The organism is Klebsiella sp. HMSC16C06 (assembly GCF_001808325.1).
GTDB lineage: Bacteria > Pseudomonadota > Gammaproteobacteria > Enterobacterales > Enterobacteriaceae > Klebsiella > Klebsiella variicola.
This window is the reverse complement of record NZ_KV792972.1, coordinates 19952-44677: the sequence shown is the minus strand read 5'-3', so window position 1 is coordinate 44677 and position 24726 is coordinate 19952. Positions and strand designations below refer to the sequence as shown.

Below are 24726 nucleotides of genomic sequence, written 5' to 3'. Positions count from 1 at the left end.
GTAGCCATTTACAGTTCAAAATATATAAGTTAGTATTTACCTATTATGAAGATATACATAGATATCCTGTTACTCATCTTTTCAATACTGTTTATGTTGGACTGCCTGCTGATCGGGACACTCAAGAAAGCTCTGTCTCCTGTCAACGGAACCACTGTGAACATGCTCGCACTGGTGCTGGTCGTCACCTCTACAGCACAGGTCTACACAGGGATAGTGGTATGAGAAAAATAACGCTACTGCTGGCCGCCCTCTCCTTCTCTCTACTGGCGGATACCCGGATTTACCAATGCGATATGACCGTATCGCAAGTGAAAAATGATCAAATCAGCAGACCTACTAAAGCTGACTTCGGCGCGCTGGTCGTTGATAGCGGAGATCAGTTCTATGTCGTCCGCGGCGATGAGGTTCTCTCATCTCCATATCTGGCTAAACGCAACGGTAAACTGGTTGGCGTTGGCGAGGACAAGCTTATCTACAACAAATCCCACGACGTCTACGGCGTTCATAGCAAAGACCAAAGTTTCTTTTTCGACGGATGTAAGGAGGTTGGTTAATGGCTCTCACAATGACTGGTCTGGAGATTGAGAAAACAAGCGGCTACTGGAGAGCGAAAGGCTTCAGAAAACCGGACATGCAGGAGCGTCTGGAACGCGAAGACGGTTACATCATCCACCAGCGTCGGGAATGGCGCATGTTTGATCCTGAAACCGGGAAACTCACATCGAAAGCACAAACGCTTTGGGGTTTGCTCAAGCAGATCCACTAACCGATGTTTCTGCAAAGCGTTTTAAGTGTGATGGAATAACATTTGTTAGTAACCACTAACCTAGAATTCATGCGGGTTAGCAGGTTAGTGACCACTGGGGAAGCTATATTGTTATCTACACGGGCCTGACGCAAAGCAACGACTGCGTCGCCCGTTTTCAGGATATCTAATTCAGTGCTGTATTACCGCTCACAGTATACGTTGCCAGTGAATTACCGCTCACAGCATACGTTTTACCGCTGACAGCATATCTTTCACCGCTGACAGCATACATTCATAGGGCAGCAGTTGCTCTTAGACGTTAGCCATGTCGATTTATAAAGACCGCAGATAGTGGAAATGTACCGCTGACAGCATACGTTTTACCGCTGACAGCATACATTGAGACAAAAGAACCGCTGACAGCATATGTTGAACCGCTGACAGCGTATCAAAGCAACTTGAGGCTATTGGTGAGTATCTCGATCAGCTTGATATTCTCTGGCGTCAGGTTCTGCGACAGCTCAGAAATTTTGTTTTTGAGGTTCTGTTTCGCATCAATTTCACCCTTCGCTTCTTCTGCCTGCTTAGGCGCCTCTGGCTTCTCGGGTTTGCTCGATGTGACTTTCAGTTTTGGGTTACGACTGTGGATCTGGATGTAGACAGAACGGCCACGCTTAACCTCGCTATATTCGAGATAGCCCAGCTCTTGCAGTGACTTCAATCCGTTCCTGATAGTCTGGTTTTGCGAGCTGACGTTGCGCGTGCTCAGATTGAGCCTGGCGCGCAGCCGGGCAAGAGATACCGGTGCAGGCTTAGGAGGAAGACTTTCGATGAAAGTATACAGCGCCTGGGCCGTCTCCTTGCGCGGGAGCTTGTTAATGACCTTTAACTGCAGCAGAACTTTGTGGTCAAAGCGATAGAGCTCAGACAGCTTAGGTTCAGCATAAAAGACAATAGAGTCTTTCTTCTCGTTGTAATCAACGCTGTTTATGAGGTGAACCATCAACAGGGATATCTTGTTGGTGTCGTCGACGTTCTTCTCTTCATGAGTGCGCTGGAACGACAACGTCGTGCGCATGATCTTGAGCAGGCTGTTTGTCAGGCGGTCTCGCAGGGTTTTGCGGATCTGCGAGGACGGGTAGCCGCAGAACTTGGCGAACTTCGTGATGCTCAGCTCTACGCGCCCTGTTGGCTCGCCGTATTCAGCCAGAGAGCGAACAACACCAACCCAGGTTTTGAAGTCATGATCCATATCCAGCCGCGGACCGGTGATTTTAATGTTTGAATAACCCTCTGACCGCGCGACTTCAAGCTGGACAAGCTCTCTGGATGCGTCGATCATGTTGGACTTGTTGCGAGAGCTATTCTTCGTTCCTTTGAGTGTCGGCACGAAGAGGCCAAGACGCATTAAAGCGATTGGCTGCACCGTGTTGTTGCTGTTAGGAACTAAGTCACCTGTGTACAAATTGAGAGCATCTTCCTCAAGAATTTCGTTATCTTCAGGTATTTCTTTGATTTCACTCTCTTTTTTCTTTTTTGTGGACATGTGGATACCTTTTGGTTCTAACCGCTGACAGCATACGTCAATTACCGCTGATAGCATACACAAAACCGTTGGCAGCATATACCGTACCGCTGACAGCATATCGTTTACCGCTGACAGCATACACGGATCGGTCCTTAGCCCAGGCGTGGCGCGGCCTGCGGCGATCGGGGATCTCTTTGGATCTATATAGGGATCTGTATAGGGATCTTATTATTGGGATCTAACCAGTGGATAAGTGGATAAGTGGATAAGTAAAACAGGCATTTGCGATTACAGGTGTGCCTAGTAAGCTATCGTGGTTCCGGTCAACAATCACTAAAACGAGAACATGGACTTAAAACGCACACGTTGGGTACGCCGTCTGGAAGACGGAACCTACACCATAGAATCAAACTCCACACTGAGCAACGAGAAGGTTCTCTGCAGCCTGTGTGGCATAGCCTCGAAGTGCAACATCAACGAGACCCGACTCAAGTTGCGTGACGCTGGCGTTAACTTCCACCTGAACAGCTGTGCCAGATACGTACCGCTGCTGGCATTTCGAAAACCGATCATCGGTCTGGATACCCCCTACTTCAACACTATGCGTTCAGGCGTTACCTGGCGTGACAGATTGACCGAAGGGAAAATTGTCTGCCTAGTTGAAGCTGATACTGCGAAGATCCTTCGATTCGGTGTCGTGGATAAAGTTTACTCTGGGCCAGTTGATGAGATGCTGAGAAAGCACAGTCGATTCAATCACCTCTGTATGGGCGGAGAGAAGATCGAAAAAGTGGGTGAAGTGATCCGCCGATCCTATGGCCACTTCCTGAAAGAAGACAGCCTGCTCACAGCGATTTACATCAGACACATCAAACGGGACTTTGATATCGAGTATCACAGCGAAGAAGAACTCGATTTAGTCGACCCTCGGCCAAAAGCAGAAGTGTTTAGCATCGCAAATGCGCGTCAGAAGCTCTCTGACGAACCCTAAACGAACAAAGGGGTCTTTACGCGAATACAAAATAGCGTAGCTTAGAATGCATCTGAGAAGCCAAGGGAGTGGTATATGGACGATTTTTACTCAAGAGAGATTACTCTGGCTGATATGATCTTTCTTCTTTCGGATGCATGAATTCTAGGAACCTCCTCATCCCGCAGACACGATATTCAGAAGTTTTGCTATGCCATAAGACTATGAGTATTGTTTTAGAACTTGACATCTGCTTCGAACTAACAGCGGACACTCAGTGATTGCGAGAAACAATCATCCTATGGTGACTCCCCGAAAGTTATTGTGTTGTTTGCTGAGTTTTTTGGTGGTTACTGCTAGTTTTGTCATGAGTCACCGATGGTCGAGAATTTCCTCACTTAGCACGTATCCACTATTAGTGGGCTGGAGTGTGGGGTGATGGGCTGACGTAACCAAGTTATCATTAACTTGAAAGTTGAAAAAAACATAGTAGAATGACGACTAAAAGTAGCACACTTAAGATTGAGCGATAAAAATGCACCAACATATTACGGATAAATCTTTTCAAGCTTTTTTTACAGACGCAGATGACCTTAGAAATACAATGATTAGCTTGTTGGGGGACGTGTCTAATCAAAATGTTATTGAACCTTGTTTCGGTGAGGGGGCATTTATAAAAAACCTAATCGGAAAGCCTAAAAATATCGATGCTATTGACATTGACGAAAATCATTTTTTAAGCGACTTGAAAATAAAGAACTGTAATTATTTTCACGCCGATTTTATCGATTATTTTGTTCAGCCAAATAATCGTAAAGTGCTACTCCCTAATACCGAGTATGATGCAACTATTTGCAACCCGCCTTACGGTCTGAAGTTCACACAAGAATATAGAAAAATAATAAAAAAAGCATTCCCTAATGTGTATGCTAAGGAATCTTACGCCTTATTTTTCTATTTTACATTGAAGACATTAAAAAAAGGAGGGCGTTATGTTTTCATTATCCCTGATACCTTCCTTACGAGTACGAATTTGAGGTATATGAGGCATTTCATACTTCAATCAGCTAAACCAAGTCATATCATTCAGTTTAAAAGTAGACGATTTGGCTCTGTTAACTTCGGTTATAGCAATATGTGCATTATTGCTGGTAATGTGGGGTCTCTTGGTACTGATTGCGAAGTTAATTGGATCGATGCCGTTGACTCAAATCAACCTCTCTTACAACTATTGGAAACCGATAACACAATTGTTCGTGGTGATTATTTTATTAATAATGTGGACAAAGCCTGGATTAGTCCAAAATTGTTTGAATCAATTAAGATATCTCGAGAAACTGTAACTCTGGGTGAGATTGCAGAATGTAAAACAGGTATTTATACAGGTGATAATCAAAGATTTTGTGGATATGACTCCGAAAATGCGCCTAAAAGAATTAATGGTCACCCAGTTGATTGGAGTCTAGTAAATCTAACTCCAACTGATCTTGAGAAGGAGCATGGTATAGATTCAAATATAGCTTATGTACCTTTTGTCCGAGGGGGACATAGAAATGTCTTTGAAGCTACAAATAGCTGTATTCGATGGGATAAAGAAGCTGTCGCATATTATTATAATGATAAGAAAGCTCGGCTTCAAAACAAAGATTTTTATTTTAAAAAGGGAATCGCAATACCTATGGTTACCTCTGGTAAGTTAACCGCTTCAGAAATGGATAACTGCATTTTTGACCAAGGTGTTGTTGGTGTTTTTGCCAAAGAGGCAAGCTACCATGATTTTTTATTAATTTACCTAAACCACCCATTTGCAACAGAACAAAAGTCCTTGGTATCACCTGGGGCTAATAACTCTGCAAACTATTTGAAGCGGATTAACATTCCTAAGTTGACCGAAACTGAGTTGTTAGAAGCAAGCAAAATAGTCGAGTTAGCGAAAGTTCAAGGATGGGAAAAAACAGAAGACAAAAGAAATGATTTTATTTCCTCCGTCTTTTAAACAAGGTGCACTATGTGCACCACTTTAATATTACCAATTTAAATAATCAGCTAGATTGGTATTAACTAAATAACTCCAAAATTTAGGCGATAGGTCATTCCTAAAATCAATGGCTTCTCGTCTAATTTCGCATATCCCTGCATTTGTCAGTTCATCTATTTTTTGGTAAGCCGCATCGCCACAATGAACTTCCCATATATTATTTCTGCGAATAGTCTCTAAATAGTTATTATTTTCGTTTTGTCTAACAAGGAATAATAAATTGACATTAGGATCCCAATGTTTGTAGGCTCGTCCGACAGCAATTAAACGAAGTGTATTCCCTTTTTCGTTAGAACCAAAGCCACTTTTAAAGTCTATAATATAATTTCGTCCATTTAGATTGAACATTTCATCTTCAACCATATTAATCTCACCTACAAGTTCAAAAACACTATCTACGTCATTTACGATGTGGTGTTGATATTGATTCCCTTGGGTGTGATTTATTATGCGATCTCTAAAGCTATTTCTAACCTCATGGAAACTTGGTGCTGAAATACGATATAGATTTGGCAATAAAGAGTGATCCCATGCAGCTTTGCAAAAACGCTCCCACAACTCTCCATTCCTTCGTGAAAAAGCCATGTACTCATATGGCCAAACTACATTCCGATATTCAAAGCTCATGACTGAATAACAATATTGGAGAAGCATAAATAACTTTGAACGATCGATATGTGAATACTCAACGATTAATATTTTACCTAAGTCATTTTTTACACGTTCTACCGCTTGATTTATAAGTATTGACTTCGAACTCTCTGGAAGGTTTTTAGCTTGTATATCTCTGGCGATATCCGTTAAATTTGAGTGAAAATAGGAAAAAATAAATTGTTTTAACTGAGTGTAATTCATTCAAATAGTTCCTTAACTTCTATACCTAAAGCTGAGGCAATCTTATGGATATTTAATAGGCTGACGTTTCTTTCCCCACGCTCTACACTACCTATGTAGGTTCTGTCCAAGTCACATAAGCTTGCAAGTTCTTCTTGTGTTAAGTTCCGTTTGTTTCGATGCTTTCTGACAGCTAAACCAAAACAAACTTGGTAATCATTTTTTTTCATAACAATCGATTAAACCTAAAAGATGACAATGAGTCTACAGACTATAAGTCTCATTGATGTGTGAAAAGGGAGGAAAAGTTGTGGATCTTAGTCTAGAAACTACCTGACTTGTAATGGCGCACAAAATTTAGTTAATGGCACAAAAATGTTTACATCCGAGTCTCGTTCTTAGACGAATCTTCTCACATAAACAATTATACCTTTTCGCCTTGTACATACGGAGCTGGGCTCCCGGTAATGCCACACCTAGAGCCCAGATCTTACTTAATTGTCTTGCTTAACCTTAAAAAAATAAGTATGTACTTACCTATTTATTTTGCCATAATATCCCGCCTGTAGATTTTCTAATGTGCCGTGTTTACTTGGTTGTTGGCCTGTTTTGCATGCTTAGAATCTATATCAAAATAACCATAAAGGAAATACACATGACGTTGCCATATGGGGTGATCTCCGATCCCCATTACCACAAATGGGATTCATTCTCGACGACCGATGCAGATGGTCTCAACTCTCGGCTGGCTATTCAGTTGGAGGCTACAAAAGAAGCGGCCATCGCTATGAAAAAAGCGGGCTGCACCCACATGCTGGTGGCCGGCGACACATTCCACGTCCGCGGAACCGTATCCCCTACCGTACTCAACTACGTCTCCGATGCCTATGAGTGGATCGTCAAAGATCTGGGGCTCAGCGTTGCGATGCTGGCTGGCAACCATGACCTCGAAACGAACGACTCTGTCTACAGCGCTAACGCCGCTGCGGCGCTAAAGTCGATTGGCGTACAGATCGTCTGCGGCCGTAAGCCCCACAGCATCAAATTGGGTGACGTCACAGTCCATATGGTGAGCTGGCGAAACAACCACGCCGAGTTAATTAGTGACCTGAAAGCACTTCGTGCGCGGCTTGACGGGGATCTGCACGACGTCGTGATTCATACCGCCATCAACAAAGCTATCCCCACAATGCCTGATGTTGGCATCGATGCGCAGGAGCTGAAAGAGATAGGCTTTCGCCTGGTGCTGTCCGGCCATTACCACAACCACAAGGAGGTGATCCCCGGAGTTATCAGTGTCGGCGCGCTGACGCACCAAAACTGGGGGGACGTAGGTTCGCTGGCGGGCTACATGATTGTGAACCCAGACGGATCGTTCAGTCATTTCGAAACCTCGGCGCCGAAATTCGTAAACCTGGAAGACGATGTGGATGACAGGCAGATACACGGCAATTACGTGCGCTTCCGGGCCGTCGTCGAAAACGATGAGGAAGGCATCAAGCTGCAGAACGTCCTGAAATCCATGGGAGCGAAAGGTGTTGTATGCAACTTCATCCGCAAGGGCTCAATGATGGAGGGTACTGCCAGCACCTCAGAGACCAGCAAAATCGACAGCCTTGGCGAGTCTGTTTCTGCTTACTGCAAAATCGTTCATGACACAGACGGTGGATTTGACCTGACCAAACTGAATGCCTTGTGTCAGGAGATCCTCACCGAAGCGGAAAGTGCGGAGGCGGTGTAGTGACTTCCTCCCGCAATAATTTCTGGGATTTCATCCAGATGATTAAACGGCTTGAAAGCGGAAAGCCCGTTTTATTCCAGAAGCCCTATCCGCCAGAAGGAAACCCACAGGCGTTTTACCTTGGTCAACTAACGAAACGTGGCCTCCTGTCACGCAACTCCTTCCCGGCACATACGGAATACCGCCTTCGCAAAGGGCAGAAATTGACTAAAGCAATTCGAGGCAAAGCATGAAATTTTTAACGCTCGAAGTGGAAAACTTCATGGCGCTGGCAAACGCCAAGGTCGAGCTTGATCAGCGTGGGCTGGTGCTCATCCAGGGTGTTAATGCCGGGGACTCATCGGCCGCCAGCAATGGCGCTGGTAAATCAACCCTCATGAATAGTTTGATGTGGTGTATTTATGGCGAGACATCCCATGGTGTTAAAGGTGACGACGTTCTCTCTACGGGGCATGAGAAGAACTGTCGCGTAAAAGTCACCATTGAAGACGAAGGTAAACGCTACGCCATTATCCGCCACCGCAAGCATAAGGAATTTAAAAACCGGCTTATCGTCCGCGGCGAAGACGGCGACATGACAAAGGGTAAAGATTCGCTCACCCAGGAGTTTGTAGAGCGACTGATCGGTGCGTCAAAAGAAGTATTTATGGCATCGATCTATGCCAGTCAGGAGGCGATGCCTGATTTGCCTGGCATGTCGGATAAAAACCTCAAAACCATCGTAGAAGAGGCTGCCGGCGTCGATCGTCTCACCAAAGCCTACGCGATTGCTCGCGAACGAGCCAACGCAGCTGCCGCACGCATGGAGACCACTAAAACCAAGATGGACGCCTGCTTGTCTCTGGTCGAATCGGCCCAGAATGAGCTGGAGTCTGCCAAAACCTCTTCTGAAGCCTGGGAGCGAGACCGCAGCGAACGGCTTGATGTCGCCCGTGCCGATCTGGTTGGAGCGGAAGTCACGCTCACTGAGGTCGAAATGGAGTTGCGCAGTCTGCCGGAGCAGATCCGCGATACTGAAAATGCCATCGGTAAAGAGCGGGAAAAACTTGCGTCCAAAGAAGAGCACGACGCCAAGCTGGTTAAGGTTCGTGGAGCGATCACTGATATACGCGCCAGCATCCGCATTACCGAAAACATCCAGAAGGAAGCGATGCAACGTGCTCGCGCATTCAAGGTGAAAGCGGAAGAAGTAAATACCAAAGTCGGTGAGCCGTGCCCTACCTGTGGCAAGGCTTATTGCGTTGAAGATCTGTCCACCGTGAAGGAGAGTTTTGTTGAACAGGCGCGCAGTGAGATCAGCCAAGCGCAGGCATCTGCAACGTCAGTGGCTAAATACCAAGAGCATCTTGAGAAGGCGCTCAAAATTGAATCATCACTTGTCGCCAGTACACCAGATGTGTCTGCCATTATTTCCCGAATCGAACAACTGACTAAAGAGCTGGGAACGCTTCGTCATCGGGAAAAAGAAGTCGTGGCTGTAGAAGCTTTGGTTGCCCGGGCGCGGAGCGAAGTAGATCGCATTACCAAAGAAACTAACCCATTTCTGGCTGTCATCAAACGCCATGAAGAAAGCCTGGCTGCCAATAAATCTAACTATGGTGTACTTAAAACTGAGTTAAAGAATATACAGGAGCAGGCTCTGCTGCTTGATAAAGCGCGCCAGGTCTACTCTCCTGCCGGCGTTCGCTCGCATATCCTGACCTCCGTGACGCCTTTCCTGAATGCCCAGACAGCGGAATATCTCAATACACTGTCGGACGGAAACATTGTGGCGGAATGGTCAACGATGGAATCAACCAAGAAGGGCGAGTGGCGCGATAAGTTCAATATCAGCGTGCGCAAGATCGGCGCCAGCAAAACCTTCCAGACATTGTCAGGTGGCGAAAAACGCAAAGTGCGCATTGCGTGCTCCCTGGCTCTGCAGGATCTGGTGGCCAGCCGCGCGAGCAAGAACATCGAGCTGTTTATCGGCGATGAAATTGACGATGCTCTGGACACAGCCGGTCTGGAGCGTCTGATGGGTATTCTGGAAGCAAAAGCGCGCGAGCGCGGCACGGTGATGATCATTTCTCACAAAGAAATGAAGTCATGGTTCCGGGAAACCATCACCGTGGAAGTGAAAGAGGGTCGCAGCTATGTCGTTTAACCTAAGCCGCACGCAGTTTTTGCAAATGTTTGCTGTGATGCAGTCATTCAGACTGATTAACAGTTATACCGCTGCTAGGGTGGCTCCTGGTGTAGGTTGGCAAAATCTCAATATTGAGACGGAGCAATTTACGGCTCTGATAGATCTGCTTTTCAAGACCCCGTTAATGCCAAGCCTGAAATCGATGCCGCCAGAGAGCAATGCGCCCATTCTGATCAACCCATTTTCGAAAGGTGGCTATCTTCCACACTCTGGGCCTGGGTTCTTGGTGATCCCGGAATCATCTGCGATGGTTATCGAAGATGATGTGCTGTACGGGGCAATAGAGGCGCATACCAGCAGTGCGTTTACTAACCTGACTCGACTGGCAAATGCACGTGCGTGGCAGGTTGCAATGCCAGGCAAGGCATTTGCTGGCATCAATTTCAATTGCGATTCACATGGGAGATTTCCAGAAAGAGGCGAATTAAGCTTTGAGACTGAAGATGGTGATAAGGCAATGGTTGAGTTCTCTGTCCCCTATGTACTTCGTTCTAACAGGATGGTTGCGCGTAAGCTGATAGATATCATGTCCTACTTCATCGGGCAGAGCATGATCGACGCAGACATAGAAAATGGTGTGCTGACCAGTGACAGCATACACGTGGTGAGCAGCATTCCAGAGCCCGTTCGCAAGTCTCCAGTTAAAACCCTGGAAGAGAAATTAATGGAATGCCCGGTATGGGCAACATGGTAAGGAAACTCTATGAGTAAAGTGATCAAAGTAGTTGGCGTCGACCCTTCAATGAGCAACTTCGGGCTGGCCATTGGTACGCTGGATCTGGATACAGACAAACTGGAAATCCATGGTCTTGAACTGGTTGAAACCAAAGCCGGCGGAACGAAGAAAAACGTCAGAGTAAACAGCGATGATCTGCGCCGGGCTAAAGAGATCTGGCGCACCGCCAGGCCCATCATTGAACAGGCCCATATGGTGTTTTGTGAACTACCGGTGGGTAGTCAAAGCTCTCGCGCGCAGACTTCTTACGGTGTATGTATCGGCGTTCTTGCTTGCGTTGATAAGCCACTTATCCAGGTTACGCCAAATGAAATTAAGCACTACGTCGGGAATAAACTGACCACATCTAAGGAAGAGATCATCCAGTGGGCGATTACAAAACAGCCTGATGCCCCTTGGTTGCGTCGGAAACAAGCGGGGAAAGATGTACTAGTTGCCAAGAATGAGCACCTGGCGGATGCCATAGCTTCGATATATTCTGGAATGCAGACAGACCAGTTCCGACAAGTGCGCGACGTTCTTAAAGGGATTTTATAATCCTCAATTGATAGGTAAGTACTTATTTAATAATATAGGCCACTACATTTAGTGGCCTTTTTTGATGGGTGATACATGATAAGGATTGTCAAACGTAATGGCTCCACAGAGCCGCTATCCGAAGAGAAGTACAACCGCGTCGTGATGTGGGGTGTAGAAGGTATACGTAACGTAAGCGCCTCTGCCGTAGCCATGGGCGCCGCCGCGAGCATTTTTGACGGCATGACAACTTCGCAGCTTCATGAGGCATTGGTTAAGTCGGCTGCAGATCTGATTTCGCCTGAAACTCCGAACTACTCCCAGGTCGCAGCACGACTGAACATGTTCAAAATTCGCAAAGATGCCTTCGGCGAATACGCTTACCCAAGTTTCTATCATCATATCGTCAGCAACGTCAGCCGCGGCGTTTACGATGAGGATTTGCTTAAGTTTTACTCCCGCGAAGAGATCGCTGAACTTGGCGTGTATATCAAACCCATGCGTGACGAACTCTTTGGCTATGCCGCGACTGTTCAGCTGGCGAGTAAGTACCTCGTCCAGAACCGAGTCACCGGCGAAATCTACGAAGCCCCGCAGCAGCTGTATATGCTGGTGGGTATGTGTCTTTTCCAGAATTGGGAAGATGGTTGTGCCGGCAAAACACGTCTGGAAATGGTGAAGGGGTTCTATGATGCCACCAGTACATTCAAATTGTCTCTGCCCACCCCAATCATGGCCGGCGTCCGTACCCCGACGCGCCAGTTCTCCAGCTGCGTTCTGATTGAGTCCGAAGACAGTTTGAAAGGGATCAGCGCTGCGTCCTCTGCCATTATCGATTACGTGTCGCGTCGTGCTGGCATTGGGATTGGTTTTGGCCGACTGCGTGCATTGGGGAGTGAGATCCGCAATGGAGAAGCCACCCACACTGGCGTAATCCCCTTTCTGAAACACTTCCAGACCGCTGTGAAATCATGCTCGCAGGGTGGCGTTCGAGGGGGCGCAGCGACGGCTTTCTACCCTATTTGGCATTTGGAAGTTGAAAGTCTGCTGGTATTGAAGAATAACCGCGGCATCGAGGAGAACCGTGTTCGTCATCTGGACTATGGCGTAATGATCAACCGCCTGATGTATCGCCGCCTGGTACGCAACGAGAATATTACGCTGTTCAGCCCGCATGATGTACCGGGGCTCTATGATGCTTTCTTTGTTGATCAGGACAAATTCGAAGCGCTGTACCTGCAATATGAAGCTGATGAGAGCATTCGCAAGAAATCCGTTCCCGCTGTTGATCTGTTCTCAAACCTGATGCAGGAACGAGCCTCTACCGGCCGCGTGTATATTGCGAACGTTGACCACATGAACGAACACGGCGCCTTCGATCCGAAAGTCGCTCCAGTTCACCAGTCAAACTTATGCATGGAGATTACGCTGCCAACTAAACCGCTGGCGTTTACCGATGACCCTGATGGTGAGATCGCCCTTTGCACACTGTCTGCGTTTAATCTGGGGGCATTACGCTCACTGGACACGCTGAAAGAGGTTGCATTCTATGCGGTGGCTGCGCTCGATTCCCTACTCGACTATCAGGATTACCCGATGGCCGCAGCGGAAATTCCGGCAAAAGCACGTCGTAGTTTGGGCGTCGGCGTTACCAATCTTGCGTACTATCTGGCGAAGAACGGATTTAACTACTCTGATCCGGCCGGCAACCAGCTGGTGCATGAAACGTTTGAAGCGATCCAGTATTACCTGCTTGATGCAAGTTGCCGGCTGGCGGAAGCCAAAGGTGCCTGTGATTGGTTTTCCCAAACTAAATATGCCCAGGGACAGCTGCCGATTGACCATTACCGCAAGTCGCTTGACGCTAACCCTGATACGTCCTTTGAGCTGAAAATGCCTTGGGAAGAGCTGCGCGACCGCATACGCGAATATGGTCTGCGTAACTCTACCCTGACAGCTCAGATGCCGTGCGAAACGTCCAGCCAAATCACCAACTCCACAAATGGTATCGAACCGCCGCGTGGTCCTGTTTCCGTGAAATCATCCAAAGACGGCATTGTGAAAATGGTGGTTCCGGACTTTGCTGAGCTGAAAGATCAGTACGAGTACCTTTGGGATATGCCGGATAACCGCGGCTATCTGACCAAAGTTGCGATCATTCAGAAGTTCTTTGACCAGGCTATTTCAGCTAACACCAATTATGACCCTACTCGCTTCCCGGGCGACAAGGTTCCAATGATGAAGTTGCTTGAAGATCTGCTCTTCGCTTATCAGCAAGGCGTGAAGACGCTTTATTACCACAACACACGAGATGGTGCCGGTAAGCGTGAAGACGATGATCTGGCCTCTGTTGCGTTGGTTGAGCCAGAAGATGAGTGCGATGGCGCATGCAAAATCTAATAAGCGTGGGGAGATATCCCCACCTTTCACTTCATTGAATGCCTCATTTTAACCAATAAGATAATAATTTGTTTAGAAGTGCATCTAATCAAATTGTTTAATAATACCGATAACATTCAAAGGGAAACACATGAGTTACTCCACTTTCCGTTTGGGCGCTAACGACGCAACCAAAGAGCCTATGTTCCTCGGGCAGTCTGTCAACGTTGCGCGCTACGATCAGCAGAAGTACCGCGATTTCGAAAAGCTGATCGAAAAACAGCTCTCCTTCTTCTGGCGCCCGGAAGAAGTCGACATAACCACCGATCGCATCGATTTCAATACTAAGCTGCAAGAGCATGAGCGGCACATTTTCCTGAGCAACCTCCGTTACCAGACTCTGCTGGATTCCGTTCAGGGACGCAGCCCAAACGCAACGCTGCTGCCGCTTATTTCAATTCCAGAGCTCGAAACGTGGGTGGAAACATGGTCGTTCTCTGAAACCATTCACAGCCGCAGCTACACCCACATTATTCGCGGTATGGTGGATGATCCGAGCATTGTCTTCGATGGCATTGTGACCGACGAGGAAATTATCAGCCGGGCTATCAGTATCTCTACAGAGTACGACAAGCTCTATGAGATGACCTGCGCGCGCCAGCATCTGGGAGAAGATGAATTCGAACGGCTCTACGTCTCCGAATTTGACGGAAAGCCCTACCCTCTCCAGCGCCAGCTGTTCCGTACTTTAGTATCCATCAACGCGCTGGAGGCCATTCGTTTTTACGTTAGCTTCGCCTGTACGTTTGCTTTTGGAGAAAGGAAATTACTTGAGGGCAACACCAAAATCATGCGTTTCATTGCGCGTGATGAGGCACTTCATTGCGAAGGCACAGAACGAATGCTCCGGTTTATGCGTACAGGCCGCGAAGGCTTGCTATGGGCCCAGATCGCTGCGGATGAGGAACCATTCATCTATCAGACCATGATGGACGTTGCCGAACAGGAAATGCGCTGGGCAGATTACCTGTTTAAAGACGGCTCAATGATTGGCTTAAACGCCGATATCCTGAAAAGCTATGTTAAATATCGAACCAATCTTGCGATGCGCCGTCTTGGCCTGAAACCACTGTACCCGGAGATAAAAGATGACCCGCTGGTGTGGATGAACAAATGGCTGTTGTCCGACACCTTGCAGATTGCACCGCAGGAAGCTGAGCAAAGCACTTATCTCGTTGGCCAGATTGACTCCGCTGTTGATCGCGCTGGCCTAAGCCAGTTTGCCGATTTGTAAGCCTGGATAAAGATTTTGTGGCCTGGTCGCTCTGGGCCACAATGAACGCGAAAAAAGCACTAAGGAAAGATAAAGCATGAAATTAACGAAACTGACCGACCATCTCAAGCTGGCCACCGATAAGCTGGTGGGCTTCAAACCAGAGCCATATGAGCTGAACCCCGGTTTTGGAGAAGCGACAGAGAGTATTTACAAGATGGTTGACCAGTTCCACGAGCTGTTTCAGCACCCGCGTCGTGTAATGCCCACTCCGGAGCTGCTGCGCCTGCGCGCTAAGCTGATCCATGAAGAGGCGGTAGAAGAAGGGCTGCCTGCAGCGAAAAAAGGGGATATGCAGGGATTGCTGGATGCAATGGCTGACTTCCTGTATGTGGGTGTCGGGACGATGGTAGCCATCAAAGGTGGACTATCAACTGGCATGAGCTACTACACTCAGGAGCAAAGCGTCGATCGCTTTATTCATACCATTATGGTGCCTGGAAATACCGTCTTCGACGATATGGCCATCCCCTTCAATGAAGCAGAAGAAGCTGCGCTTATGTTGGCCGCGCTGGCCGATAAACTTGAACATAACAAGGTAGGTGATGCTGAGCTGATTCAGGATCTGCGCCGCGTGATGAACAAAATCTATGTGGCGTGCATGATGGTGTATCGCCTGGCTGAATTCCTTGGCGTCGACGTCGTGGAGCTGGTGGCGGAGATCCACCGTTCTAATATGACAAAGCTGTGGCCGGCGGATGCTGAAGCGCGTCGTCTTGCCGTTGAGAGCTGTAAATATGATAAGAATGATCTCGGATTCCGCCATGCTGACGGCACTGACATGATGATCGGCTATCGCCTGTCTGATGGAAAAATCCTTAAATCGCCGACATATAGCGATGTCGATCTTTCTCGTTTCCTTGAGCAAGCACAGGCATCTTCGCTGTATGAAGTGGTTAAAAACAGCTTGTAAGTACTAACTTATCAATATATATTGAAATTGACGTGTGATCTATTGTCCATCTCTATCCTTATCAATCTTTATTTTCGATAAAGTTGAGCGTTGGTGGCCCCGAGGCCACCATTTTTTTACTTAATTTCTAGCCTGGATGTCTTCTCTGTGTTTAAAATGATAGGTATGTACTTACTTATTATTTGAGGTCATCTTGTCTTTTTTACTTAATCGAGAATTCAGTAACGGTCAGCTGGCTTCTAGCTCTTATGGCCGTGTCATTCAGACCGTTGTTGATACCGGCGTTCCTTCCGAAGATCGCACCGGCACCGGTACGCTTGGCGTTTCTTATGTGCCTTCCTACTACATGCTTACCGGCGGGGCTGTTCCGCTCATTTCTTCAAAACAGGTAAACCTGAAACCGCTACTGGTTGAGCTTGAATGGTATTTACAAGGTTCAGGCAACATTGGGTTCCTTAAAGAGCATGGTGTGAAGATCTGGGATGCTTGGGCCGACGATAATGGCGATTTAGGGCCTGTATATGGCAAGCAGTGGCGTCGATGGGAGGACACCAGAATTGTCCCTTACAGCGAGTATCGCCTTAAGGAGGACATCTTCCTGGAACGTGGTTATCGCGTTGAAGGTTACATTGGGCTGAATGAAGACCGCGTCGTTATCACCCGTGAAATCGATCAGTTACAACGTATGGTTGATCAGTTGCGCAACGACCCGACCGATCGCCGCATACTGCTTAATGCCTGGAATGTTGGTGAGCTGGAGGACATGAAGCTTCCACCTTGCCACTTTGTGTTGTCCGTATGGAGTCGTGAGCTCGATTTCCAGACCCGTTTGTCTATGGCCACCGACATTGGCATCCAGCATAACCGGCATGGCTATGAATCGATCTATACACAGATGCTTTGCCTGATAGAGCAGCGAGGCAGTATCTCTGAGCCAATGCTGGATGAGCTTGGTATCCCTAAACGTATCCTGAACTCCTGCCTGGTGCAGCGGAGTGTCGATACTTTCCTTGGTATGCCATTCAATATTGCCGGTTACGGCATCCTCACGCAGTTCATTGCGAAGATTACGGGTCACATGGCTGGCGCCTTCGTCCATTTCGGCTTTGATGTTCACATTTACAACAACCACTTGGAGCAGGTTGAAGAGCTACTGGCTCGCGAACATCCGGAGTCGTCCGACCCCATCGTCGTCTTCCCGCACGAATGGGAAGAGCTGGATGACTTCAAATGGGACGGCGTGCAGATCTTCGGCTACGAACCACTTCCATGGATTAAGGCTCCAGTGGCGGTGTGATATGGCCAGAGGCATGTATGTGTTATGTGAAATTGAAGATGTGCTGGCGAGAGCCGGCCATCGTAAAGCCGCTGCTGATGAAAACGCAGACACTCTCGTTGCAGGTGATGAGCTCATATTTCCCACAAGCCGCATGTTGCGTGGCTTTGCTCGCTCTGGTGCTGAAGTGGTGCTTATCAGCCACCGTCCGGAAGCGCTCGAAAGCGCAACCAAAAAATGGCTGAGAGATTTCGGCATTGATTATGACTGGCTGCACCTTGCACCAGGTGGAGTCAATTACGAAACCCATATAAAGCGCACGCTTGCCGCGCATAAAGATGATCTGATGATCGCGGCACTGGTGAGTTCGTCACGCCTACGAGCCGCTCTGTCTGGTTTCCACCAGCGCCCGGTATTGTATGAGGTGTCTCAATGAAGATGATTGCAGCTGTCGGTCGCAATTATGAGATCGGTAGAGGAAACGAACTCCCCTGGCGCTGCCCCTCAGAGTTAAAACTGTTCAGGGAGCTCACCACAAACGCCACAGTCGTCATGGGCAGAAAGACAATGGAAAGTCTTAAGCGCCCGCTTCCGGAGCGCCACAACGTCGTTCTAACGCGCTCATCTGGGTTCATGCCCAATGGTTTTTACCCTGCCACTATGGACGATGTAATGCAGCTTGATGGTCCCGTTTGGGTTATCGGCGGTGCGCAGATCTATTCTCTGTTTCTGCCTCACGTCGAGGAACTCTGGCTATCGCATATGGGCGTAAACGTTCCTGACAGTGATGCTCATTTTCCGCGGCAAATGATGCGTAATCTCGGCTTCTTTCCTGTGTTAACGGCTCATACACAACGGGGAACGGAGGATGAGCCCGGCTTCCAACAGATTGTTTACAGAAGGTGGTAATGGATTACCGAATTGGGATCACTGGCGCTCAGGGCAGTGGAAAAACAACCCTGGCAAAGTTTATCGACGAGCATTACGGCATTACGTATGTGGATGCTGGCGTCGGCGCACTGATGACAAGGCTTGGAGTCAACGTAGGCGATCCAATGCCGCTCTTTGAGCGTCTGCAGGTGCAGATGGAAGTTGCCCGCCATATTGAGCTGGTAACACGCGGAGCGGAAGGCTTTGTAATAGACCGTACGCCTGCTGATGTGATGGCTTATACGCTCGATTTGGTCGGCCAGACCAATGACCAACGATGTATTGATCTGGCGCTGGAAATTGAGCGTTTTTGCCACAAGACCGCGTTGTCCAATTTTAATGCCATTGCGGGGCTGCGCCCGGGCGTGAATTTGAGAGCAGAAGATTATGAACGTGCCCAGAGAGGTTCGCTTGATCGCCTTTATGTCGCTCGTATCGACTCGTTGATGTGTGGCGAGCTGACAAAAATTAACTCTCTGGCCAAATCCGGAGATCTGCAGGTTTTCGTCCTGTCGGAAACCTGCATTTCCGTTGACGCAAGAGCACGCTCGATCATGCGAGTAATCGACCGCCATGTGGAACGTATAGAGAGCCGTATCTCAAATCGCGTCACCTTCCACTGATTCTTGTTCCCCTGTGAAGGAATGCCAGAATAACGTCACCAAAAATAGTTTCAGGAAAACAGAATGTTAGGCGAAATATCTCTGGCTGATGAGTTAGATCGTAAAACGATAGAGGCGCTGACACGCATCGCAGACGAGCAGTCCCGATCGCTGATGACAGAACGAGAGGCCAGGCTGGCTATCAGAGCTGTTTTTGAGTCCGTTCAGGGATTGGTAGGCGATGATGTGGGAGAGGTTCTGAATGTGGCAATGTCCCAGTTCAGCGAACGCGGCAAGCGACCTATCTTCCCCATGCATATCAAAATGGCTGCCGGCACTGTTCTGTATGTGTCGATTTGTCTGGATACCAATGAAATTCGCATTCTCAACGTCACCACTGGTGAGTGGCGTGCGCCGGTAGAGTGCGAATCGCAGGAGGAGACCATCAAAAAAGCAGCTCAATTCGTGCGTAGCGCACTGCTCAAAGGTGCCAAAAAGCTGTAAGGAGTAGTTATGACAACTATTGTTGCTGGGCTTGATATTGAATCCACAGGGTTGGACTTTAGGGCTAACCACAAGATTATTGAAATAGCCATTACCCGCTATGAACTGGAGACCCAGAAGCACATCGATAGCCTGGCGATGCGTTTTAACCCGCGGCGGAGTATCGATCCAAAAGCCCAGGCAGTGCATGGCATTTCGCTGGAAGATCTTTCCGCAGAGCCACTATTGTCTGAACATGCCGGTAAAATCGCTCGCTATATTAGCGATGCAAGCGTTTTGGTTGCTCACAATGGTGAAGCGTTCGACCTCCCCTTTATTCGCCATGAATTTGCAGAGTACGGCGTCACTCTCCCAGAGCTGCCTCTTGTGGACACTATGTTATCCGGATTATGGGCGACAGAAGACGGCAAACGGCCGCGACTGGAGGAACTCGCCTTCTCATTGGGTTTTGTCTATGACAAGGCTAAGGCGCACAGCGCGCTCTATGATACCGATCTGATGATGCACTGCTTTTTCAAAGCACGGGAAAAATACGGCTTCTATAAGCTCCCATTCGAAAGCGCCTGACGGCGCTTTCGCCCCTCTCATTATCACAACTGCCTGTATTTACTTCTTTTCCGCCTAATAGGTTTTGACAAAATGCTCTCAACCCAAAAACGTATAAACGCTCACACAACGTAAAGGAGAGAGACATGAGCAACCTCAACAATACAGTCAAAAAAGATGATCTGGATGAGCTGACCGCCATGCTGCAACTGCTCGATGAGCCTGAAAAACTGGCTTCGGAGGCCGTTGTAGGAGACGAAATAGACGACCTGCTGGCAGATCTTAACGATGAGACGATCGTACCGGTGCCGGCTGTTGCTGAAACTGTAATGGAAGCGAAAGACGGCGGCGATCTCTCCGGTGTGTTTGAAGAGTTGGAAAACGAACATGAGTCGCTGAAGGTGGTTGATGTTGAGATACCTCAAGTCGAGTCGATCTCCCCTCTTCCTGAGATCGACTCGACACAGGGTGATAAGCCTCAGACTGATGAAAAAAAGGAGAAACACGCCAAAGAATCGTCAGTTGCGGCTCAGCCAAAAGAGTCGAAGGCGGCGAAAAAAGAGCGTGCAGCACCCAAGCCTCGATTCAGCCTGAACGATAAGGGCAATGATTTTTATGCTGCGGCTGGTCTGAAACGTGAGGTCTTCATCGAAGCTCTGAATGCGGCGCCGGTCAAGGCAAAAGACAAGATCTCTAACCTGCTAAATTGGTTCAATGGCGGACCGGATATCAGCATCTACACGGTGATTGCATTGCGGCATCTTATTGACACAAAAGAGGCAAGCAGCAATAGCATTAAGCTGGCGTTAATGAGCTATCCGGAAAAGCCATATCCACTCAGCACCGCGTCGACTCAGGCTGGCCAGATGATGGCTGTTTTCCCAGTCACGGGAATCGCTACGAGGGATGGTGGAAGATTGCTTCTTAACGAAGAGTCCCCGATCGTAAGGAAATTTATCGCGGAGTATTCCATTGGCTGACGATCCGTTTCGCGCTCTGAAGCCCCCTGATAGTTTTAGAGCGTTGGACAGTTATTCGTATGCCCCAACAGTAAAAAACACGCCAGAGCGTCTCCCGTTAAGCAATCTGGCGTGTTTTTTCTTTATTTGCCATTCGTGAAATGACATGAAAAAATAGGTAAGTACTTACCTATTGGATTGTAAAATGATATCAGCCGAAAAAATCAAAAAGCGAGAGCGAGATGCCTCTCTTCGAGACCTTTGGCGCACACCGAAATGGTTGTTTGTCGCCATTCAGCGATATCTCGGCATTACGTTTGATGTTGATGTCGCCTGTAACAAAGAAAACGCGCTTCTTCCGAGCTACATAGGTGTGGAACGAGATGCTCTTAAGTCCAGCTGGGGTGATCCTGGTACGGTGGCCTTTCTCAACCCGCCCTACTCCAAAATAACCCCCTGGATAGAGGCGGCTATCCGAGAGCAAGCGCGTGGTGTAACCACCGTTATGCTCATTCCGCAATCGCTCGACACGATGTGGTATGAGCGCGCCACCGAGTGCGCAAACCAGACGGTAGTTCTGTCTGGCGGCCGCGTAGCGTTCATGGAACCTGACGTCACATTGGGTTTGGTTGAGGTCAATATCAACCCAGGCGGAAGTATGCTGGTGGTCTTTCGCGGATTCTGTCAGAACGCTGGTCACTTCATGAATAAAGTCCCGCTGACGGTGATGAAAAGTCTGGGTGGTTACGATCCTGCCAAAGTGATCAGGAAAAAAAGACCACGGAAACAGGCTGCTTAATCCGAGTCTGGGAGCGTTTCATAACCTGCTTTCGTATATATAAATAACTAAGTACTAATTATAAACATATACGAAAGCAGGCTTTTCCTTGTCGATTCCAGACCACTCCCAGACCGAAACAAGACGCCCAGACCACTCTGGAACCCCTTTCCAGACGCTATAGAATCGTTTTTGTGAAGACAAGTAAGGAAACCATCATGGCATACCCGACCAACGTTGTAGCGCTCGTTGAGAGCGATTTTTTGGCTAACGCTCGCGAACTCATGAAGGATCGTGAAAAGGCATTTAGTCTTTACGAGTGGTCACTGAAATGTTTGCACACTGGCGAACACAAAGACCTGATTGAGCAGCTCCTTGGCGAGCTAATCAACGAGGTTTTTGCTCTGCAAGTTCAGCTTCATGGTAGACAAAATGATCAGTCAAAAAAAGTAAGTAAGTAGTTACCGTTTACGATGTATCATATTGGTTGTAGAATGATGTCGATTTCGACCTGAATCGAAATCTCGGTCTGGTGGGTGGAGGATAGCGTCACTGGCACCAGACTTAAAAAAGCCCACAACCAGCGCAGAACCAGCCCTTTTGGGGTCTGGGGAAGGGGGAACCAAAGTGGGCAGAGAGAAGGGTCACTTTATGATTGTCGAGTCTGGGTATTTTGAGAGGTTGAATCCAGTACTCCCCTTCATGAAGTGTGGGAAGATCTCGGTTCTGGGGTGCTGTCATCCATAACTTCCCAAGCCTAAGCTGGCAGTAGACTTAGGTCATAACTTTTCAGGTTATGAAACGACCAGGTTGGTGAGGATTTTTTACTCACCTCCCTGGGAGAGTATTACCTGAAAAGACAACCTCTCACTTCGTTCGAGGTGAACTTCACTCACTTCGTTCGCTCAGTTCAGGTAAAAATAAACCCGATCTGGGAAGTAATTCATTGAAAATAAATATGTATAAACACGCGTGCGCACACGCGCGAGGAAAAACGGGCGGCGGCGCACGCTTTGGAGTTAGAGATGACGACAAGCACACACGCCAGACGAAAAACGGCAGCCGGCCGTGCGCAGCACCAGTATCAAAAACACCCCCGCAAAAACTTCAAAACGCCAGTTGTCGAATTTAATCCCCGGTTTAAGACGGTCAAAGTTTTCAGTGATGGCTCTTGTCTCAGAAACCCAGGCGGGCCCGGTGGATATGGCATCGTCTTTCAGTTCCGCGGCGAAGAACGCGAGTTTTCCGACGGCTTCCACAGCACCACAAACAATCGCATGGAGATGATGGGCGCCCTGATAGCTTTGGAACGCCTTAAATTCTCCTGCAACGTGATCCTGCACTCAGATAGCCAGTATCTCAAAAATGGTATGACCCTCTGGATGAAGGGGTGGAAACAAAATGGTTGGATCACTGCTGACAAGAAGCCTGTTAAGAATGTCGACCTCTGGAAACGACTCGATTTAGCCGCCAGTCGCCACAATGTCAGGTGGAACTGGGTAAAGGGCCACGCCGGGCATCGAGAAAACGAAATATGCGACAGGCTGGCCAAGATCGCAGCATATGCGGCAGCGGATACTCCACACAAAAAAGATGCTGGTTTTTTGGTATAAAATGATAAGTAAGTATTTACCTATCATTTTGTATCATGTATCTTACCCATCGTCAGGATGACAACGTGCTGGTTAGGCACGGTTCCAAGGATGGAACGCAAAAAACGGCGGCTGGACATTCCAGCCGCAACTCTTTCTGACATTGAAAGGATTTCAAATGGCACATCAAACGCCTTCCTCTTCTATTAAGAAACACCCCCGTTCGCTACGACTCATCCTGGCGGAGTTATTCTCCGGCCGTGTGTCTGCACGCCTGTCCGAACTGGAAGAGAAAGTAGGTCAAATGGAGCATCGTCTGGATGACCATGCGGTGGCCATCTCTAACCTGGGGGCTCGTGTGGCAATGGGGGAAGTGATGAAGACCCGAACCGCAAAAATCCTGCGAGACACCTGGGGCGTGCGAGCCAATCAAACGCGCATGGAGAGCTCAGATGGATCAATTTCAACGAAAAAGACTACTTCCAATGGCCTACGGGCTGATCACGATTTGTCTGGCAGCCGTAGCAATACCGTCGACTCAGGCGTTGCTGATGCCGGACTCATGCAAAACGGTTTCGCAGCAGACGCCGGCACCAGTCACGGAAAGCACAACCAGCATCACCACCATGCCCCGGTCTGCCACTCTGGATGGGATGCGGTTGGATTCGATTCCTCAAGTTCGTCCTGCGACTCCGGATCTTCCTCCTGCTGCGACTGAGGTGATGGCGTGATCTTCTTACTCAAAAACTGGTCATTCATTTGGATAGCCATTCTGCTTTTGGCGGTGGGTAGCTGGATCTCAAACATCGTTAAGCTGGCACTACACGGTGATTTATTTCTTCACTCAGGTATGACGATCGCTCGTGTTGTGGGGATTTTTGTCCCACCGATCGGCTCTGTTCTCGGGTTCTGTTAATGGGCGTAGGGGTAGAAGCCTTCGAGGCTCTCTTTTCTACCTTAATGTTTATTTGTATACGAAAACAATTTGTTTAAGCACATAACATATAGGGAAAACACATGTTAGGTTTCTTCAAAAAGAAAACTCGTAAAGCGGTTATTGAAGTTAAAAAAATGGAGAACCGCGATGCGGTCGAAGCTACTGTCTGGGGCGCATACATGATCGCTTATGCAGACGGCAACTGTGATGCAAAAGAAATCGCTATTCTGGAGAAGACCATCTCCGCATTGCCAGCTTTCTCACCGTTCGCGGGTGAGATCGCGCAGATGAGCAGCAATATTCGTGCTCGCTATGAAGCTTCTCCTCGTTCCGCCAACGCACAGGCTCTTCGGGAGCTGGCTGATGTCGCCGGCACTCCAGAAGCCGTTGATGTGTTGTGTCTCTGCCTGGATATTGCCGATCAGGATGGCATCGGCGAAGAAGAAGAGGTTGTGCTGAAGAAAATTGCTCAGGCGCTGCAGTTATCTCTGGATGCGTACATCTAATGGCAGAGAAATTAAGGCTGGCCGTCGTCGCCATTCTTCTCGTGCTGGTCGTGCTGGTGGACTTCACTGGCAAACTGATGTCTATCGCGGCAGATGGCGTGTTGGTTGGATTGGCTATCTACTTTGCCCAACCTCTACTTAAAAAATCGAAGTGATCGCCGAGGGCCAC

At 48.1% G+C, this 24726-nt stretch carries 27 protein-coding genes and 1 pseudogene; 25 read left to right on the top strand and 3 right to left on the bottom strand.

The genetic code is table 11. From position 1 onward, the window contains the following. Positions 1–221 precede the first annotated feature (221 nt). Entirely contained in the window at positions 222–557 is a 336-nt protein-coding gene (locus tag HMPREF3142_RS00265) for a hypothetical protein (protein WP_032440513.1), read from the top strand. After that, on the top strand, positions 557–769 hold the full coding sequence (locus tag HMPREF3142_RS00260; protein WP_032734156.1) for a hypothetical protein: 213 nt from the start codon (positions 557–559) through the stop codon (positions 767–769). The genes HMPREF3142_RS00265 and HMPREF3142_RS00260 overlap by 1 nt, the downstream gene beginning before the upstream one ends. Positions 770–1199: 430 nt before the next feature. On the opposite strand, the gene HMPREF3142_RS00255 is transcribed toward HMPREF3142_RS00260, so the two are convergent. Then, positions 1200–2417: a RepB family plasmid replication initiator protein gene (locus HMPREF3142_RS00255; protein WP_072201189.1), complete on the bottom strand. Its 1218-nt coding sequence runs from the start codon at positions 2415–2417 to the stop codon at positions 1200–1202. Positions 2418–2625: 208 nt separating this feature from the next. Between HMPREF3142_RS00255 and HMPREF3142_RS00250 the strand changes: the two genes are divergently transcribed. Further along, positions 2626–3270 carry a hypothetical protein gene (locus HMPREF3142_RS00250; protein WP_021313778.1) on the top strand — a complete coding sequence of 215 codons (645 nt, stop codon included), beginning with the start codon at positions 2626–2628 and terminating at the stop codon, positions 3268–3270. A 514-nt stretch (positions 3271–3784) separates the two neighbouring features. Then, a complete protein-coding gene (locus HMPREF3142_RS00245) occupies positions 3785–5245 on the top strand; it encodes an Eco57I restriction-modification methylase domain-containing protein (protein ID WP_070611316.1) in 1461 nt (486 codons plus the stop codon). Between the two features lie 30 nt (positions 5246–5275). Here HMPREF3142_RS00245 and HMPREF3142_RS00240 read toward each other — a convergent pair whose 3' ends face one another. Continuing rightward, positions 5276–6142, bottom strand: a complete 867-nt coding sequence (locus tag HMPREF3142_RS00240; RefSeq protein ID WP_070611314.1) for a hypothetical protein — start codon at positions 6140–6142, stop codon at positions 5276–5278. After that, positions 6139–6351: a helix-turn-helix domain-containing protein gene (locus tag HMPREF3142_RS27100; RefSeq protein ID WP_073579045.1), complete on the bottom strand. Its 213-nt coding sequence runs from the start codon at positions 6349–6351 to the stop codon at positions 6139–6141. The genes HMPREF3142_RS00240 and HMPREF3142_RS27100 overlap by 4 nt, the downstream gene beginning before the upstream one ends. 425 nt (positions 6352–6776) lie before the next feature. On the opposite strand from HMPREF3142_RS27100, the gene HMPREF3142_RS00235 reads away from it, so the two are divergent. The 21 genes and pseudogenes from HMPREF3142_RS00235 (at position 6777) to HMPREF3142_RS00140 (ending at position 24712) form a co-directional block, all read left to right on the top strand. Beyond that, complete coding sequence (locus HMPREF3142_RS00235) at positions 6777–7862, top strand: metallophosphoesterase family protein (RefSeq protein ID WP_032734160.1); 1086 nt, start codon at positions 6777–6779, stop codon at positions 7860–7862. After that, positions 7862–8095, top strand: a complete 234-nt coding sequence (locus HMPREF3142_RS27095; RefSeq protein WP_072201193.1) for a hypothetical protein — start codon at positions 7862–7864, stop codon at positions 8093–8095. Before HMPREF3142_RS00235 ends, HMPREF3142_RS27095 begins: the two co-directional genes overlap by 1 nt. Then, positions 8092–10008, top strand: a complete 1917-nt coding sequence (locus tag HMPREF3142_RS00230; protein ID WP_019704556.1) for an AAA family ATPase — start codon at positions 8092–8094, stop codon at positions 10006–10008. Before HMPREF3142_RS27095 ends, HMPREF3142_RS00230 begins: the two co-directional genes overlap by 4 nt. 25 nt (positions 10009–10033) lie before the next feature. Continuing rightward, positions 10034–10744, top strand: a complete 711-nt coding sequence (locus tag HMPREF3142_RS00225) for a hypothetical protein (RefSeq protein WP_072201198.1) — start codon at positions 10034–10036, stop codon at positions 10742–10744. Positions 10745–10753: 9 nt separating this feature from the next. Beyond that, positions 10754–11323 carry a RuvC family protein gene (locus tag HMPREF3142_RS00220; RefSeq protein WP_032443574.1) on the top strand — a complete coding sequence of 190 codons (570 nt, stop codon included), beginning with the start codon at positions 10754–10756 and terminating at the stop codon, positions 11321–11323. 75 nt (positions 11324–11398) lie between these two features. Continuing rightward, positions 11399–13702 carry a class 1a ribonucleoside-diphosphate reductase subunit alpha gene (nrdA, locus tag HMPREF3142_RS00215; protein ID WP_064146281.1) on the top strand — a complete coding sequence of 768 codons (2304 nt, stop codon included), beginning with the start codon at positions 11399–11401 and terminating at the stop codon, positions 13700–13702. Between the two features lie 130 nt (positions 13703–13832). After that, positions 13833–14975, top strand: a complete 1143-nt coding sequence (gene nrdB / locus HMPREF3142_RS00210) for a class Ia ribonucleoside-diphosphate reductase subunit beta (RefSeq protein WP_014342181.1) — start codon at positions 13833–13835, stop codon at positions 14973–14975. 76 nt (positions 14976–15051) lie between these two features. Next, the gene (locus HMPREF3142_RS00205; RefSeq protein WP_014342180.1) at positions 15052–15927 is read left to right on the top strand and encodes a nucleoside triphosphate pyrophosphohydrolase family protein; all 876 of its coding nucleotides are present in this window, start codon (positions 15052–15054) and stop codon (positions 15925–15927) included. 193 nt (positions 15928–16120) lie between these two features. Next, the gene (locus HMPREF3142_RS00200) at positions 16121–17224 is read left to right on the top strand and encodes a thymidylate synthase (protein ID WP_014342179.1); all 1104 of its coding nucleotides are present in this window, start codon (positions 16121–16123) and stop codon (positions 17222–17224) included. A 19-nt stretch (positions 17225–17243) separates the two neighbouring features. Continuing rightward, on the top strand, positions 17244–17639 hold the full coding sequence (locus HMPREF3142_RS00195) for an HAD family hydrolase (protein ID WP_014342178.1): 396 nt from the start codon (positions 17244–17246) through the stop codon (positions 17637–17639). Continuing rightward, the gene (gene dfrA50 / locus HMPREF3142_RS00190) at positions 17636–18112 is read left to right on the top strand and encodes a trimethoprim-resistant dihydrofolate reductase DfrA50 (RefSeq protein ID WP_040203768.1); all 477 of its coding nucleotides are present in this window, start codon (positions 17636–17638) and stop codon (positions 18110–18112) included. The genes HMPREF3142_RS00195 and dfrA50 overlap by 4 nt, the downstream gene beginning before the upstream one ends. Then, complete coding sequence (locus HMPREF3142_RS00185) at positions 18112–18756, top strand: AAA family ATPase (protein ID WP_040223254.1); 645 nt, start codon at positions 18112–18114, stop codon at positions 18754–18756. The genes dfrA50 and HMPREF3142_RS00185 overlap by 1 nt, the downstream gene beginning before the upstream one ends. 63 nt (positions 18757–18819) lie before the next feature. Further along, positions 18820–19239 (top strand): hypothetical protein, encoded by a 420-nt coding sequence (locus HMPREF3142_RS00180; protein WP_023279504.1) that lies wholly within the window; start codon positions 18820–18822, stop codon positions 19237–19239. Between the two features lie 9 nt (positions 19240–19248). Beyond that, positions 19249–19806 carry a 3'-5' exonuclease gene (locus HMPREF3142_RS00175; RefSeq protein ID WP_014342174.1) on the top strand — a complete coding sequence of 186 codons (558 nt, stop codon included), beginning with the start codon at positions 19249–19251 and terminating at the stop codon, positions 19804–19806. A gap of 125 nt (positions 19807–19931) precedes the next feature. After that, positions 19932–20765: a hypothetical protein gene (locus tag HMPREF3142_RS00170; RefSeq protein ID WP_040223256.1), complete on the top strand. Its 834-nt coding sequence runs from the start codon at positions 19932–19934 to the stop codon at positions 20763–20765. Between the two features lie 184 nt (positions 20766–20949). Continuing rightward, entirely contained in the window at positions 20950–21543 is a 594-nt protein-coding gene (locus tag HMPREF3142_RS00165; RefSeq protein ID WP_039817730.1) for a phage N-6-adenine-methyltransferase, read from the top strand. A gap of 197 nt (positions 21544–21740) precedes the next feature. Next, entirely contained in the window at positions 21741–21983 is a 243-nt protein-coding gene (locus HMPREF3142_RS00160; protein WP_040203299.1) for a hypothetical protein, read from the top strand. A gap of 497 nt (positions 21984–22480) precedes the next feature. Then, positions 22481–23135, top strand: a pseudogene (gene rnhA, locus HMPREF3142_RS00155) (ribonuclease HI). 157 nt (positions 23136–23292) lie between these two features. Beyond that, positions 23293–23832: a hypothetical protein gene (locus HMPREF3142_RS29215; protein WP_176747600.1), complete on the top strand. Its 540-nt coding sequence runs from the start codon at positions 23293–23295 to the stop codon at positions 23830–23832. A 299-nt stretch (positions 23833–24131) separates the two neighbouring features. Next, the gene (locus HMPREF3142_RS00145) at positions 24132–24557 is read left to right on the top strand and encodes a tellurite resistance TerB family protein (protein WP_019704567.1); all 426 of its coding nucleotides are present in this window, start codon (positions 24132–24134) and stop codon (positions 24555–24557) included. Further along, positions 24557–24712: a DUF3927 family protein gene (locus HMPREF3142_RS00140; protein WP_014342167.1), complete on the top strand. Its 156-nt coding sequence runs from the start codon at positions 24557–24559 to the stop codon at positions 24710–24712. The genes HMPREF3142_RS00145 and HMPREF3142_RS00140 overlap by 1 nt, the downstream gene beginning before the upstream one ends. Positions 24713–24726 lie beyond the last annotated feature (14 nt).

Excerpts from the sequence above, each read along its gene's own strand:
- HMPREF3142_RS00230 (WP_019704556.1), top strand. The coding sequence starts at position 8,092 with ATGAAATTTTTAACGCTCGAAGTGGAAAACTTCATGGCGCTGGCAAAC.
- HMPREF3142_RS00205 (WP_014342180.1), top strand. The coding sequence starts at position 15,052 with ATGAAATTAACGAAACTGACCGACCATCTCAAGCTGGCCACCGATAAG.
- nrdA (WP_064146281.1), top strand. The coding sequence starts at position 11,399 with ATGATAAGGATTGTCAAACGTAATGGCTCCACAGAGCCGCTATCCGAA.
- HMPREF3142_RS00240 (WP_070611314.1), bottom strand. The coding sequence starts at position 6,142 with ATGAATTACACTCAGTTAAAACAATTTATTTTTTCCTATTTTCACTCA.
- HMPREF3142_RS00250 (WP_021313778.1), top strand. The coding sequence starts at position 2,626 with ATGGACTTAAAACGCACACGTTGGGTACGCCGTCTGGAAGACGGAACC.
- HMPREF3142_RS00145 (WP_019704567.1), top strand. The coding sequence starts at position 24,132 with ATGTTAGGTTTCTTCAAAAAGAAAACTCGTAAAGCGGTTATTGAAGTT.
- HMPREF3142_RS00180 (WP_023279504.1), top strand. The coding sequence starts at position 18,820 with ATGTTAGGCGAAATATCTCTGGCTGATGAGTTAGATCGTAAAACGATA.
- dfrA50 (WP_040203768.1), top strand. The coding sequence starts at position 17,636 with ATGAAGATGATTGCAGCTGTCGGTCGCAATTATGAGATCGGTAGAGGA.
- HMPREF3142_RS00225 (WP_072201198.1), top strand. The coding sequence starts at position 10,034 with ATGTTTGCTGTGATGCAGTCATTCAGACTGATTAACAGTTATACCGCT.
- HMPREF3142_RS29215 (WP_176747600.1), top strand. The coding sequence starts at position 23,293 with ATGGCACATCAAACGCCTTCCTCTTCTATTAAGAAACACCCCCGTTCG.
- HMPREF3142_RS00235 (WP_032734160.1), top strand. The coding sequence starts at position 6,777 with ATGACGTTGCCATATGGGGTGATCTCCGATCCCCATTACCACAAATGG.
- HMPREF3142_RS00160 (WP_040203299.1), top strand. The coding sequence starts at position 21,741 with ATGGCATACCCGACCAACGTTGTAGCGCTCGTTGAGAGCGATTTTTTG.
- HMPREF3142_RS00255 (WP_072201189.1), bottom strand. The coding sequence starts at position 2,417 with ATGCTGTCAGCGGTAAACGATATGCTGTCAGCGGTACGGTATATGCTG.
- HMPREF3142_RS00265 (WP_032440513.1), top strand. The coding sequence starts at position 222 with ATGAGAAAAATAACGCTACTGCTGGCCGCCCTCTCCTTCTCTCTACTG.
- HMPREF3142_RS00220 (WP_032443574.1), top strand. The coding sequence starts at position 10,754 with ATGAGTAAAGTGATCAAAGTAGTTGGCGTCGACCCTTCAATGAGCAAC.
- HMPREF3142_RS00170 (WP_040223256.1), top strand. The coding sequence starts at position 19,932 with ATGAGCAACCTCAACAATACAGTCAAAAAAGATGATCTGGATGAGCTG.
- HMPREF3142_RS00260 (WP_032734156.1), top strand. The coding sequence starts at position 557 with ATGGCTCTCACAATGACTGGTCTGGAGATTGAGAAAACAAGCGGCTAC.
- HMPREF3142_RS27100 (WP_073579045.1), bottom strand. The coding sequence starts at position 6,351 with ATGAAAAAAAATGATTACCAAGTTTGTTTTGGTTTAGCTGTCAGAAAG.
- HMPREF3142_RS00245 (WP_070611316.1), top strand. The coding sequence starts at position 3,785 with ATGCACCAACATATTACGGATAAATCTTTTCAAGCTTTTTTTACAGAC.
- HMPREF3142_RS00175 (WP_014342174.1), top strand. The coding sequence starts at position 19,249 with ATGACAACTATTGTTGCTGGGCTTGATATTGAATCCACAGGGTTGGAC.
- nrdB (WP_014342181.1), top strand. The coding sequence starts at position 13,833 with ATGAGTTACTCCACTTTCCGTTTGGGCGCTAACGACGCAACCAAAGAG.
- HMPREF3142_RS00140 (WP_014342167.1), top strand. The coding sequence starts at position 24,557 with ATGGCAGAGAAATTAAGGCTGGCCGTCGTCGCCATTCTTCTCGTGCTG.
- HMPREF3142_RS00165 (WP_039817730.1), top strand. The coding sequence starts at position 20,950 with ATGATATCAGCCGAAAAAATCAAAAAGCGAGAGCGAGATGCCTCTCTT.
- HMPREF3142_RS00185 (WP_040223254.1), top strand. The coding sequence starts at position 18,112 with ATGGATTACCGAATTGGGATCACTGGCGCTCAGGGCAGTGGAAAAACA.